9 protein-coding genes are annotated in these 13674 nt (G+C 68.2%); 5 read left to right on the plus strand and 4 right to left on the minus strand.

Annotation, left to right across the window (positions count from 1 at the left end):
- The first annotated feature begins 79 nt into the window (after positions 1-79).
- From IEV67_RS19125 to IEV67_RS06305, 4 genes are read left to right on the plus strand one after another with little or no spacing between them, the layout of a single operon-like run.
- Positions 80-2932, plus strand: a complete 2853-nt coding sequence (locus IEV67_RS19125) for an ATP-binding protein (protein ID WP_188435652.1) — start codon at positions 80-82, stop codon at positions 2930-2932.
- 50 nt (positions 2933-2982) lie between these two features.
- A complete protein-coding gene (locus tag IEV67_RS06295) occupies positions 2983-3822 on the plus strand; it encodes an ABC transporter ATP-binding protein (protein ID WP_188435653.1) in 840 nt (279 codons plus the stop codon).
- A 26-nt stretch (positions 3823-3848) separates the two neighbouring features.
- Positions 3849-4880, plus strand: a complete 1032-nt coding sequence (locus tag IEV67_RS06300; protein WP_188435654.1) for an ABC transporter substrate-binding protein — start codon at positions 3849-3851, stop codon at positions 4878-4880.
- A gap of 10 nt (positions 4881-4890) precedes the next feature.
- The gene (locus tag IEV67_RS06305) at positions 4891-6942 is read left to right on the plus strand and encodes an iron ABC transporter permease (protein WP_188435655.1); all 2052 of its coding nucleotides are present in this window, start codon (positions 4891-4893) and stop codon (positions 6940-6942) included.
- 1 nt (position 6943) lies between these two features.
- Here the strand turns inward: IEV67_RS06305 and IEV67_RS06310 are convergent, their stop codons facing one another.
- From IEV67_RS06310 to IEV67_RS06320, 3 genes are all read right to left on the minus strand, one after another.
- Entirely contained in the window at positions 6944-7615 is a 672-nt protein-coding gene (locus IEV67_RS06310; RefSeq protein ID WP_188435656.1) for a response regulator, read from the minus strand.
- A complete protein-coding gene (locus IEV67_RS06315) occupies positions 7612-9102 on the minus strand; it encodes a sensor histidine kinase (RefSeq protein WP_188435657.1) in 1491 nt (496 codons plus the stop codon). The genes IEV67_RS06310 and IEV67_RS06315 overlap by 4 nt, the downstream gene beginning before the upstream one ends.
- 165 nt (positions 9103-9267) lie before the next feature.
- The gene (locus tag IEV67_RS06320) at positions 9268-9861 is read right to left on the minus strand and encodes a GNAT family N-acetyltransferase (protein ID WP_188435658.1); all 594 of its coding nucleotides are present in this window, start codon (positions 9859-9861) and stop codon (positions 9268-9270) included.
- Between the two features lie 114 nt (positions 9862-9975).
- On the opposite strand from IEV67_RS06320, the gene IEV67_RS06325 reads away from it, so the two are divergent.
- Positions 9976-11469, plus strand: a complete 1494-nt coding sequence (locus IEV67_RS06325) for an HNH endonuclease signature motif containing protein (RefSeq protein ID WP_188435659.1) — start codon at positions 9976-9978, stop codon at positions 11467-11469.
- A gap of 104 nt (positions 11470-11573) precedes the next feature.
- Here IEV67_RS06325 and IEV67_RS06330 read toward each other — a convergent pair whose 3' ends face one another.
- A complete protein-coding gene (locus IEV67_RS06330) occupies positions 11574-13664 on the minus strand; it encodes an APC family permease (RefSeq protein ID WP_188435660.1) in 2091 nt (696 codons plus the stop codon).
- Positions 13665-13674 lie beyond the last annotated feature (10 nt).

Here is a 13674-nt window from a genome sequence, read left to right on the forward strand (position 1 = left end):
ACCGTGGCCGCGGGTGCGTTGGGTCCGCGCCCGTCGGAGATCACCCCCCGATGTCGGTGCTGCGTGGCACCATGAAGTGGTGACGGTTCCGACGGACAGCACGGCGATGGTGGGTCGCGACGCCGACCTCGACGAGTTGCGGCGCGCCTTCGAACGGGCGGCCGGGGGCGAACCGTCGGCCGTACTCGTCGAGGGCGAAGCCGGCATCGGCAAGACGCGTCTGCTGAGGGAGTTCCTGACTGAGGTGGCCGTGGGTGCTGACGTCCATGTCGGTCGTTGCCTCGACCTCGGCACCGCCCGATCCGCGTACGGACCGCTCATCAGCATCCTCCGATCGATCGTCGAACGGCTCGGCGTGGCCGACGCGCGCGCCGCAGTCGGTGTCGGCGCAGAGGCGCTGCGCATGCTCGTCCCCGAACTGGGCGATGGTGCGGCGCAGCGAGAGCTCACGAGTCCAGACGCGTTGCGCGGCGCGGTCATCACCCTGATCGAGGCCGCCGCCGAACGCGCCCCTCAGGTCCTCGTGGTCGAAGACGTGCATTGGACCGACGACTCCACGCTCGGCATGCTCTCCTTCCTGCTCCGGACTCTGCAGTCCGGCCGTGTGCTCATGGTCATCACCTGCCGCAGCGACGACGTGCGCCGCGGCGACGCCGTGAGCCGCTTCATCGCCGAGACGACGCGCGCACGGCTCATCGAACGGCTCCCGCTGCAGCGCCTGGATGAAGCCGCGACGCGGCTGCTGGTCGAACAGCTCTCCGGAGGCGCTCTCACCGAGGCCGCGCTGGAGCGCCTGATGGAACGAGCCGAAGGCGTGCCGTTCTTCATAGAAGAGGTCGCGTGCTGCGCGGCTGGGCCGCTGCCCGATTCGCTGCGAGACATGCTGCTCGTACGCTTCGATCAGCTCGACGACGACGCCCGGCACGTCGTACGTGTCGCATCGGGTGCCGAAGGGATGCTGTCGCACACTCTGCTGGCCGAGCTCGCAGGTCTTCCTGACGAGCGATTCGACGACGCCATCCGCGGGGCGGTGCGGGGCGGCATCCTCTCCGTCGACGACGATCAGTACACCTTCCGGCACGCCCTGCTGCGCGAGGCCGTGCACGATGATCTGTTGCCGGGGGAGCGCGCTCGACTGCACCGCGGGTACGCCGAGGCTCTCGAGAAGCGCGCCGCGTCGCTCGACCGGTGCGACCGCTCCTCGCTCGCCCATCACTGGCGTCTCGCTCAGGTGCCCGACCGTGCGCTCGTCGCATCAGTGGCGGCGATGCATGAGGCCAAAAACCGGTTCGCGTTCGCAACGGCGGCCCGCTTCGGAGAACTCGCCCTCGAACTGTGGGAACAGGTGCCGGATGCCGAGTCCACAGCCGGGTTGTCGCAAGTGCACCTGATGCGACAGATCGGGTCCATCCTGCGCAATGCGGGCGAAGCGGAACGCGCGCTGTCCGTCGCCGAGCGCGCGCTCGACCTGATCGACGCCGATCCGCATGCCGATCCGGCCGAGCACGCGCGACTGCTGCGAGACAAGGCCCAGTTCCGCAGCAACCTCGGACTGCCGGGATCGACCGAGCTCTACGTGCAGGCCCTCGAGATCGTGGACGCCGCGCTCGACGATGATCGTCTGCGCGCCACGCTTCTCAATCAGATCGCCGGCAAGCACATGCTCGCATCGATGCCGCGTGAAGCGATCATCACGGCGACGCAGGCGCTCGAGATCGCGCAGCGCGTCGGTGATCCGTATGAGATCTCCGTCGCGCACAATCTCCGAGGCACGTGCCGGGCGTATCTGGGGCAGCTCGATGCGGCTTTCGCCGACTATCGCGAAGCAGCGCGGGTGGCATCGTTGAGCAACGGCGGGGCCGAGCTGCGCTACGGCGTCAACTACTCGGACATCCTGTCGCTGCTCGGACGCCACCACGAGGCCTTCGAAGTGGCCGAGGCCGGCGTGGCGCGGGCGCGAGAACTCGGCGTCGAACGCGCAACGGGAACCCTCATGGTGCAGAACGTCGTCGAGCCGCTTCTCACACTCGGCGACATCGACGCCGTGACAGCGAGGTTGGCGGTGGTGCCGATCGGCAGGCCGCAGGTGCTCAACGATCAGTACGTCGTCCTCACCCGGATCCGGGTCCTCGCGTGGCAGGGCAAAGTCGATGAAGCCGAGCGTCTGCGCGAAGAGTGGATGCCCACGCTGCACCGCACCGGCGAACTCGAACGGCAGGCGTGGTACCGGATCATCGAGAACGACATCGCACTCGCCGTCGCCCGCGGGCAGTGGCCGGATGCCCTGGACTGCCTCGTCGCGATGACCAGGGATGACGGCTTCGTGCTGTTACACGCATATCGGCTGCTGCTCGAGTCGGGCTGGCTCGTCGCCGAGGTGCGTGCATCCGGTCAGTCCACCGAGGTGGCCGTGACAGCGATCCGCCGACTGTGGTCAGAGCTGCCGGCCGCCGTGCGCGCCGACGGCTGGGCGAGCATGCTCGACGCGATGCTCGACCCCTCGACGGATGCGCTGCGGGCGGCGATCGATGCGTCCGAGCAGTACGACGTGCCCGCGATCATGCGCGGTGTCACGCGTCTCGAACTCGCCCGGTTGCTGGTCCGGGCCGGTGAGCGAGGCGAGGCGCAGGCCGTGCTGGCGGATGCGACGGCCGTGGCGCACGAGATCGGCCACGTGCCGCTTCAGAAGAGCATCGCCGCATTCGGTCGGGCGAGCGGGGTTGCTGCCGCCGATCGCGCTGCCGATGATCTGGAACTCACCGTCAGGGAGCGTCAGGTGCTCGAACTCGTCGCCGAAGGACTCAGCAACCGGCAGATCGGCGAGCGGCTGTTCATCAGCGCCAAGACGGCGAGCGTGCACGTCTCGGCGATCCTGCGCAAGCTCGGCGTCGCGACGCGCACCGAGGCGGCATTGGTAGGCGCCAGGCACTGAACGGCGTAACAAATCTCGAGGAATAAAGATATAGGTTAGGCTCTCCTAACGTGAGCTCAGATCTTCTTCGCACCTCCGAGGGTGTCCTCCGTGGCGAGAATCTGGCGCTGGGTTACCGCAAGGACCGCGTCGTGCACGACGTGTCCCTGCAGCTCCGCCCCGGTGCTGTCACCGCCCTCATCGGCCCGAACGGAAGCGGCAAATCGACCGTGCTGCGGGCGCTCGCCCGGCTCCATCCTGTCGATGGCGGCACGGTCCACGTCGGCGCCTCCGAAGCACGGGCGCTTTCGGCCCGCGAGTTCGCGCGCACCGTCGCGATGCTGTCGCAGTCGAGGCCGCATCCATCCGGCCTCGAGATCCGCGATGTCGTCGCGTTCGGACGGCACCCGCATCGCGCGCGCTTCTCCGGGGTGAGCGATGCCGATCGCGCGGCCATCGACAGTGCATTGGCACTGGCCGGCCTCGTCGATATGGCTCACCGTGCCGTGGACGAACTCTCCGGCGGAGAACTGCAGCGCGTGTGGCTCGCGACGTGTCTTGCTCAGGACACCGGCATCCTGCTCCTGGACGAGCCGACCAACCATCTCGACCTGCGCTATCAGATCGAGACTCTCGACCTGGTCCGCGATCTCGCCGATCGGGGCACGGCACTGGGCGTGGTTCTCCACGATCTCGGGCACGCGGCCTCCGTCGCAGACGAGGTCATCCTGCTGCACAACGGTCGGGTCCGCGCCAGCGGCCTTCCCTCTGAAGTACTCACCTCCGAGAATCTCTCCGAGGTGTACGGACTGCACATCGACACCGTCGTCGACGAAGACACAGGGCACGTCCGCGTACTGCCGCGCGGGCGGCACCAGCAGCGGCGTCTCGTCGACGCATCGATGTCATGAACACAGGACGAGTGAACAGAGGAAGCATGAAGAAGACCCCGATCATCGCGCTCGCGACCGCCGGCATCCTGGTGCTGGCGCTGTCCGGATGCGGCACCACTGACGTCGCCGCGCAGGACACCGCCGCGCCGGAATCCGTGGCGAGTGAGGACTGCGCTGCGGATGAGACCACCACCTCGACCGATCCGGTCACGCTGACCGACGATTTCGGACGCACGGTCGAGTTGGAAAAGCCCGCCGAGCGCGTCGCCGTGCTCGAGTGGCAGCAGATCGAAGACACCTTGACCCTGTGCGTGACGCCGGTCGCCGTGGCGGATGCCGAGGGTTACACGACCTGGGACACCGCAGAGGCGCTTCCCGAGGGCGTGGTCGATGTCGGCACGCGGCAGGAGCCGAACCTCGACGCGCTGTTCGCGACGAACCCCGACCTCGTGATCGTCGAGGCGACCGGTGCCGACGACGAGATCATCTCCCAGCTCGAGGCCTACGACGTGCCGGTGATCGCCACGATCGGCGCTGATGCCGCCGACCCGATCGCGAAGATGCTCGCCACGTTCGACCTGATCGCCGAGGCCACCGGGCGTGAAGAGCGCGCCGACGTCGTGAAGGACGAGTTCGACGCCTACCTCGCAGATGCCAAGGGCGCGCTCGCGGACGCCGACCTGCCCACCACCGACTTCGTGTTCTTCGACGGCTGGATCGACGGTGGCAACGTCGCACTTCGGCCCTTCGGACAGGGATCGCTGATCGGCGAGCTGGGCGAGGAGCTCGGTCTCACGAATGCGTGGACCGGCGAGGTCGACGCGGCGTACGGCCTCGGTCAGACCGACATCGAGGGCATGCTCGCCGTCGGCGACGCCACCCTGCTGCACACCGGCACCGTGGGCGACGACTCGGACGAGTTCCTCGCAGCCCTCGACGGCAACAGCATCTGGAAGACCGTGCCGGCCGTGGCGGAGGAGCGCATCTACAGCTTCCCGGCGGGTATCTGGACCTTCGGCGGCCCCCGCTCGGCGCAGCAGATCATCGACGCGTACGTCGCGGCACTGAGCAAGTGACGCTGAACCAGTGACGCTAACCGAGGCGCGCGGCACCCAGGCGGAGGCGCCGGCCGCTCCCGTCCGCCGCGCCGCGCGCCTCGGCGCGGTGGGTGCGCTGATCGCCCTCGCCGTACTTCTCGTCCTCGCTGCGCTGTGGCACCTCACGCAGGGCACGAGTGGGGCGGTCTTCGCCGACGAGACGGTGCTGTGGGGGTCGCGGATCCCGCGTCTCGCCGCCGGCGTCACGGTCGGCGTCGCGCTGGGCGTCGCCGGCACCCTGCTGCAGTCGCTGTCGCGCAATGCGCTCGCATCACCCGACACGCTCGGTGTGACGGCCGGCTCGTATCTGGCTGTCACCGTGATCGCCGCGTTCGGCATCGCACTGCCGATCTGGGCATCGGGGACAGTGGCCTTCATCGGCGGTCTCGTCGGCGCCGTGATCGTGCTCGGCCTTGCCGGCGGTGCGGCGTCGTCGACCACACGGCTCGTGCTCGCCGGCTCCGCACTGGCGATGGCCTTCCAGGCCGGATCGTCCACGCTGCTCATCCTGTTCTCCGAGGAGACCAAGGGGCTGCTGGCCTGGGGGAGCGGTTCGCTGACGCAGCTCAAACTGGACGCCTTCCTGCAGGCGGCCCCGGTCGTCGTGCTCGTGCTGGCGGCCTCTCTGCTGCTCGCCCGCCGGTTCGACGTGCTGGCTCTCGGCGATGACACCGCCTCCTCCCTCGGCATCCCGATCCGTTCGACGCGGGCCATCGGCATCCTCTTCGGCGTCGCGCTGACCGCCGTCTCGGTCACGCTCGCCGGCCCGCTCGGCTTCGTCGGGCTGTGCGCCCCTGTCCTCGCGCGGCTGCTCACCCGTGTCGTCCCAGGGCTCAGTCGTCACATCCTCCTCCTCCCGGCATCCGGGCTCATCGGTGCGCTCGTCGTGATCGTTTCGGATGCCGTCCTCAGGGCGATCCTCGGCGCGGAGCAGGCGATCAGCATCCCCACCGGTGTGGCCACGACGCTGCTCGGCGCGCTCGTGCTCGTGCTCATGGCGCGGCGCCTGCGCGATGCCGGCCCCACCAGAGAGCCCCCGAAGGTGCGCTTCGGCGTGCGGAGCGTTGCCCGTTTCCGGCTCGTGCTCGTGATCGCAGGGGTCGCAGTGGTCGCCATCGGACTGGTCGGACTGTTGCTCGGGCACACCGCGCTGCTCACCGGCGACGTGATGCTGTGGCTGCAGGGACAGGCTCCGCCGCAGATCGCCTTCGCGCTCTCCGAACGTGCACCGCGCGTCGCAGCGGCGATGTGCGCCGGCGCCGCCCTCGCCCTCGCCGGAACCCTCATCCAGGCCGTCAGCCGCAACCCGCTCGCCGATCCTGGCATCCTCGGAGTGACGGGCGGTGCGGGCCTGGGTGCCGTGATCATCGTGACCAGCGCTGTCGCCTCCACCGCAGGCATGATCGCGGCTGCTGTCGTCGGCGCGCTGCTCGCCTTCGCGCTCGTGTACCTGCTCGCCTGGCGGGGTGGCCTGAACGCCGACCGCTTCATACTCATCGGCATCGGCGTCTCGTACGGCGCCTCGGCGCTGACCACGTTCCTGCTGCTGCGCGCCAACCCGTGGGACACCCCGAAGATCTACACCTGGCTCTCCGGCACGACCTATGGGCGCGTCTGGGAGCAGGTCATCCCCGTCGCCATCGTGCTGATCATCGCCCTGCCGCTCGCCTTCGCGGTGCGCCGCGAGGCCGACGTGCTCGCGCTCGACGAGGACACCCCGCGCCTGATCGGCATCGGCGTCGAACGCACGCGCATGATCATGCTCATCGCCGCGGCGGTGCTGGCCGCGCTCAGCGTCACGGCGGTCGGCGTGATCGGCTTTGTCGGGCTCGTCGCCCCTCACGCCGCCCGCGCACTGGTCGGCTCCCGGCACACTCGGGTGATCCCGGTCGCGGTGCTGCTGGGCGCGCTGCTGGTGGGTGCCGCCGACACGATCGGCCGCACGATCATCGCGCCCGAGCAGCTGCCGGCCGGTCTCGTCGTCGCGCTGCTGGGCGCGCCGTACTTCGTGTGGCTGCTCTGGCGCTCGCGCGACACGTGACTCAGAGCACCAGCCGGTAGCCCATTCCCGACTCGGTCAGCAGATGCGCAGGCTCAGCGGGCGACGCCTCGAGCTTCTTGCGCAGCTGCGACATGTACAGCCGCAGGTAGCCGGAGTCGGACACCTGCTCGCTGCCCCAGATCCCCTTCAGCAGGTCCTGGCGGGTGACGAGGGCGCCTGGGTTGCGGGCGAGGTGCTCCAGCATCCGCCACTCGGTCGGAGTCAGGTGCACCCTGGCGCCGGAGCGGGTCACGGCTTTGGCGGCCAGGTCGATCACGACGTCGCCGAAGCGCACGGTCGACTCGCCGGTCGCGGGCGCAGCGCGGCGCGACAACGCCCGCAGCCGCGCGAGCAACTCATCGACCTGGAAGGGTTTCGTGACGAAGTCGTCCGCGCCGGCGTCGAGGGCCTCCACCTTGTCCGCCGAGCCGGTGCGACCGGAGACCACGATGATGGGCGCCGTCGTCCAGCCGCGCAGGGCATGGATCACCTCGATGCCGTCGAGTCTGGGCATCCCGAGATCGAGAAGGATGATGTCAGGGTGGGTCTGCGCGGCGGCGGCGATCGCGGCGGCACCGTCTGCGGCCGCCACGATGTCGTAGCCGTGCGCCGCAAGGGTGATCCGGAGTGCGCGCACCATCTGCGGATCGTCGTCGGCGATGAGCAGCTTCACTCCGCCTCCTGGATGTCGGACTCGCCAGCGGCCAGCGGCAGGGAGATGACCATCGTGAGGCCGCCACCGGGGGTGTCCTCCGGAGTCAGGCTACCGCCCATCCCCTCCGTGAAGCCCTTCGAGAGGGCGAGTCCCAGGCCGAGTCCGGTCGTGTTGTCGGTGTCGCCGTAGCGCTGGAACGGCTGGAAGATGCTGCTCTGGCGTTCAGTTGGCACGCCCTCGCCGCGATCGATGATGCGGATCTCGGCCCGCTCTCCCACGAGGTGCGCTGCGACAGTGACACGACTGCCTTCAGGTGAATGCGCGAGCGCATTCGCGAGCAGATTCACGAGAACCCTCTGCAGCAGCACCGGATCAGCATGCAGCCCCGGAAGGTCCGGATCCAGGGCGAGTGCGACGTCATCCGGACCGAGACGAAGTTCGTCGAGCGCGGACAGGATGCTGGCTTCCGCGTCGACTCGGGTGGCCGAGACAGCGAGCACTCCCGCTTGCACTCTGCTGACATCCAGCAGGTCGGTGATCAGCCTGGACAGCGTCGACAGACTCTCGTCGGCGGTGGCCAGTAGTTCTTCACGATCGGGTTCCGAGAGCCCATGCACTCCGCGCAGCCCGCCGATGGCGGCGACGGCTGCGGAGAGCGGACGACGAAGATCGTGACTGAGTGCGGACAGCAGAGCGCTGCGCACTCGGTCGGTCTCCGCGAGTGTCTTCGCCTCGCCGGCGGTGGCGCTGAGGTCGGTGTGTTCGATCGCGGCAGACAGTTGTGCCACGATCACCTCGACCAATCGACGTGACGGTGCATCGAGCGGTCCGCCGTGCAGTTCCAGGAAGGCACGTGGGCCACTGCCCGAGCTCCATCCGACCGGAATCGTGGTCTCTCGGCCATCGCGGACAGGTTCACCATCGCGGGCGAGGACCTCGCCGTCAGCGCCGACGAGCCGTACGCCGCTCAATCCGAACGCCTCGCGGGTGCGGGTGATGAGTGCGAGCACGGCGCTATCGCCGCGGAGCACGTTGCCGGCGACGGAGACGAGCAGCTCAGCCTCCGCCGTGGCGCGGCGGGCGGCGCGAGCGCGGTTGGCGGCCTGGACGACGATGAGCCCCACCAGCACCGCGATGATCACGTACAGCGCGAGAGCGACGATATGAAGCGGGTGGTCGATCGCGATCGTGAACACAGGGGCCACGAACAGCAGATCGAGTGTGACTCCGGAGAGCACCGCCGTGAACACAGCGGGCCGCAGCCCGCCGATGATCGCGACGACGACAACCAGAAGCTGAAATGACAGCACCTCGTAAGTGATCGACTCCTGGCTGCGCAGGGCGAACAACAGCCATGAGAGAAGGGGTCCCGCGATGACGGCAGTGGCGAATCCGGCGACCTCGCGCCGCCAGCCGAGGGCGCCGGTACCGAGGCCGCTGGATCGGGGACTCGGCAGTGGCACGCCCGTCGAGGCGGCGGTGTCCGGCATCCGTTCAGCGCTCATGATCCTCCGTTCCCTGCATCCTCTGCTTCCGGGATCGGCCGGATCTCGGAGGAATCGAGCAGCCAGGGAACGACATTACGCGCAAACGCAGCGCAGGCGCGGAATCCTCACGCAATCCATACGGACCGGCGCTGAACGCTCGCGGAATGCTTACGACTGCATGGGTCAGGATGCCGCGGGCCATTCTTCCGCGAGGAGTCCGTAGTTCATCCCGTCCATCCATTCACCCGAGCGATGCAGGGCGGTCTTGCGGCTGAACTCCTCACGGCGCATCCCGATGCGCTCCATCAGCCGCCACGACGGTTCGTTGTCGGCGAAGCATCCGGCATGCACGCGGTACAGGCCCAGTGAGCCGAAGCACACGTCGATCGCGGCTCTGACCGCCTCGGTGGCGTAACCGCGCCCGGCGAAAGCCGGGTCGAGAGCCCAGCCGAGTTCGGCCTGCACGCCCTTGGCTTCGTCCGCGACCTCAAGCTGCGCCCACGCGTCCTGGATGCGCACCATGAGGTCGCCGATCACCGTCCGTTCAGTGTCGGACGTCGGCAGCAGCTCGATCACGAAGGTCGCGGAGAGACGGTCGGGTTCGAGGTAGCGCTCGCGGAAATCCTCGAGGGTGGTCGGCGCGACACCGAGCCAACGGTTGACCTCGGGGAGCCGGCGGAACTCCCAGAGCGCTTCGAGATCATCCGGTGAGCAGGCCCGGATCTCGACTCGCGAGGTGCGGATCGGCCATGGATCGCTGCGCTGCGGATCGGTCATCGTTCCAGCGTAGATCCAACGCGAATGGAAAAGCAGGAAGATTGTTCGGAATAGTTGTCTGATCAGCCTGAAAAGCGGGGTGGAATGTCTGTGGCCCGGTGTTGAATGGGTGGTATGAACAGCATCGTTGCTCGGCTTCGGGAACTCGAGGAGTCCCTCGATTCCGTGGCGCGTGATGCGTTCGGTGCGGAGGTGATCCCGGGGTTGTCGGATGTGGATGCTGCGGAGCTGCTTGCCGTGTCGGGTCGGATCCAACGACGGGTGGAAGGCCTGCAGGTCGAGGCCACCGTGCAGGTCTGCGACCGCTCCGCCGGGGTGAAGGACGAACGGATGACGACCCGGTACGGGTGCTCCAAGCCCGCGGATCTCGTGCGGATACTGACCGGCACGGACACGCGGGGTGCCACCCGGCTGGTCCGGGCGGCACGCCTGGTGCGCCGGGATGTCGGGATCACGGACGGGGTGTTCCTTCCGGCCCGGTATCAGGCGCTGCGCGAGGTGATGGTCGAGGGCGGCCTGGGGCTGGCGGGGTTGTTGGCCGCGACAGATCCGATCGAGCAGTCCGCCCGCCGCATCACCGATCAGAACCGGGTCGAGGCCGACCGGCAACTCGCGGACTTCGCCCGCGGCATCGACGCCGGCGCGGACGACGAGGCGCCGCGTCCGATCCCGTTGCCGGAAGACCTGGGGATGCTCGCTCGGGTGATGGTCGCGTATCTGGACCCGGATGGTGCGGAACCGGCCGAAGAGGCCGCGATGCGCGGACGATACTTCTCGATCGGGAAGGTCAAGGACGGCGCCTCCCCGGTACGCGGCAGCCTCCTCCCCGAAGTGGCCGCGCAACTGAGTCTGCTGATCGACAGCCTCCTGAACCCGAAAGTGAACGGGGCGGAGGACCCGGAGAACGACGACGAGTCATGCAGCGCAGGATCAGACGGTGGCGCGTCAACAGGTGGCGGTGTGCGGTTCGAGCCGTCAGTTGAGCGTGACGACGCAGCCGCTGACGGCCCCGTCTTCACGGACACCCGCACGCGCGGGCAGAAGATGCACGATGCGCTGGCGGCGATCCTGAACACTGCGGCCCGCACCGACTTGTTCCCGCACCTCGGTGGTGCCGCGCCGACGCTCACCGTCGCGGCGACCGCGGCGGATCTTGCGGCGGGGCACGGGTGGGCGCAGATCGGGCACACCGGTGACCTGGTCCCGTTGTCTGCGGCGCTGCAGACCGGGTGCGCGGGCGGGATTCAACGGATCCTGTTCGATGACCGGGGCCGGATCGTATCGATCGGCACCAGTGGTCGGATCTTCAACGCCCTGCAACGCCGCGCGATCACCATCCGTGACGGCGGGTGTGTGATCCCGGGGTGCACGATCCCCGCGACCTGGTGCGAGGTGCATCACGTGCAAGAACACGCAGCCAGCGGCCCGACGCATACCGACAACGGGGTGCTGCTGTGCTGGTGGCATCACCGGACCCTGCACCTGACCGAGTGGGTGATCCGGATGAACCACGGCGTGCCCGAAGTTCGCGGCCCCGCCTGGTGGGACCCCCACCAGCACTGGCACCCCACCCGAAGCCCACACCAACGACAACCCGCACCCGGATAAGAAACCCGGGCGCGAGAATCCCGGGCGTGAGAATCCCGGGCGTGAGAAACCCGGGCGTGAGAAACCCGGGCGTGAGAATCCCGGGGCGAATCAGCTCTCAGCTCTCAGTCCTCGGCCGGCGGCCCGGCGGGTCGGTGCGCACGGCGTCCGGTGGTGGAGGTGAGGACCGGACGACCCGCGCGCTCCTGCCCAGGAACCGGCCGCGACCGCCGCCCGTAGATCAGCTCGGACGAGTCGAGCAACCACGGCACCAGCGTGATCGAGACGCCGTGCACGAGCATCAGCTGGTTGGCCATGCGGCGCGCGCGTCGGTTGTGCAGGAAGCTCTCCCACCAGTGGCCGACGATGTACTGCGGCAGGTAGACCGTGACGACCGAGGCGCCGTGCTTCTGCCGGTACTGCTTGATGAACTGCGCGACCGGCTGAGCGAATGACCGGTAGGGCGATTCCACGATGACCAGCGGAATCGGGATGCGGTGCTCGGCCCACTCCTGCTGCAGGTGCTCCGCATCATCGTCGGCGACCGCGATGTGCACGGCCAGTGTCTGCCCGTGCTTCGCGGCGATCGCATAGTCGATGGCCTTGATGACCGGCTTCTGCAGCTTGCTGACCAGCACGAGTGCCACGTCTCCGCTCGCGCCGAAGTGCGTCGTGTCATCGACCGCGATCTCATGCTCGACATCGCGGTAATAGCGCTTCACGCCCATCATGAGGAAGGCGAGGATCGGGATCGCGAAGAACACCAGGTACGCGCCGTGCGTGAACTTCGTGATCGTCACGATGAGCAGGACCAGGATCGTGAGGGTTGCGCCGGCCGAGTTGATGATCAGGCCGATCCGTGCTGACCGGCGATCGGATGCCGCGGCATCGTCGACCGCGACGTCGACATCCGCCTTTCCTGAGGCCGTCGTCCGCAGGACCCGCCGCCAGTGCCGCACCATCCCGATCTGGCCGAGCGAGAACGACACGAAGACGCCGATGATGTACAGCTGGATGAGTGTCGTCAGACGCGCCTGGAACACCACCAGCACGGCGATCGCGGCGATGCCCAGCAGGATCATCCCGTTCGAGAAGACGAGCCGGTCGCCGCGCGTGTTCAGCGCCTTCGGCGCGTAGCCGTCGCGGGCGAGTACGGAACCGAGCAGCGGGAAGCCGTTGAACGCGGTGTTCGCCGCGAGCAGCAGCACACAGGCCGTGGCGGCCTGCACGATGAAGAACAGGATGCTGCCGCCACCGAACGTCGCCGCCGCGATCTGCGCCATCAGGCTCGGCTGCGGGTTCGAGCAGTCGAAGCCGATCAGATCGCACGGATTCTCGGCGTAGTGCACACCGGTGATGAGTGCGAGGGCGGTGAGACCGGCGAACAGGCAGATCGCGATGGAACCCATCAGCACCAGCGTCGCCTGCGCGTTGCGCACCTTCGGCGTACGGAATGCGGGTACTCCGTTGGAGACCGCCTCGACGCCGGTGAGGGCGGAGCATCCGCTGGAGAACGCGCGGAGCACCAGAAGGATGACGGCCGCCTGACTGAGATCCTCGGAGTGCACGGCGAACTCGGCGCTCGACGCCACCGGGGCGTTCCCGAGGAACGTCTGGATGAGACCCGTGACGATCATGAATCCGACGGATGCGATGAATACATAGGTCGGGATCGCGAAAACCGTCGACGCCTCACGTACGCCGCGCAGGTTGACGATGATGATGAGGATGACGAAGCCGACCGCGAGCTCGACGCGCCAGGCGTTCAGCCCGGGGACGGCGGAGATGATGTTGTCGACGCCGGATGCCACCGACACAGCGACTGTGAGCACGTAGTCGACCAGCAGCGCAGCGGCGACCACCACACCGGGGATCTCGCCCAGGTTCTTCGACGCGACCTCGTAGTCGCCGCCGCCGGAGGGGTACGCCTTGATGAGCTGCCGGTAGCTGAGCACCACGACGATCAGCAGCACGATGACCGACACCGCGACCAGCGGCGTGAAGGACAGGAAGGTGAGCCCGCCGATCAGCAGGATCATCACGAGTTCCTGCGGCGCGTAGGCCACTGAGCTCAGCGCATCCGACGCGAAGATCGGCAGTGCCATCCGCTTGGGCAGCAGTTGGTCGTCGACCTGCTTCGAGGTGAGCGGGTCGCCGAGGAGGATGCGTTTCGCGAGCGGCGGAGCATCCGGAAGTGCGCGCGTTTCTTCTGTCACGATGCGTGAC

This window comes from Microbacterium murale (assembly GCF_014635185.1).
Classification (GTDB): domain Bacteria; phylum Actinomycetota; class Actinomycetes; order Actinomycetales; family Microbacteriaceae; genus Microbacterium; species Microbacterium murale.

Excerpts from the sequence above, each read along its gene's own strand:
- IEV67_RS06320 (WP_188435658.1), bottom strand. The coding sequence starts at position 9,861 with ATGACCGATCCGCAGCGCAGCGATCCATGGCCGATCCGCACCTCGCGA.
- IEV67_RS06315 (WP_188435657.1), bottom strand. The coding sequence starts at position 9,102 with ATGAGCGCTGAACGGATGCCGGACACCGCCGCCTCGACGGGCGTGCCA.
- IEV67_RS06325 (WP_188435659.1), top strand. The coding sequence starts at position 9,976 with ATGAACAGCATCGTTGCTCGGCTTCGGGAACTCGAGGAGTCCCTCGAT.
- IEV67_RS06300 (WP_188435654.1), top strand. The coding sequence starts at position 3,849 with ATGAAGAAGACCCCGATCATCGCGCTCGCGACCGCCGGCATCCTGGTG.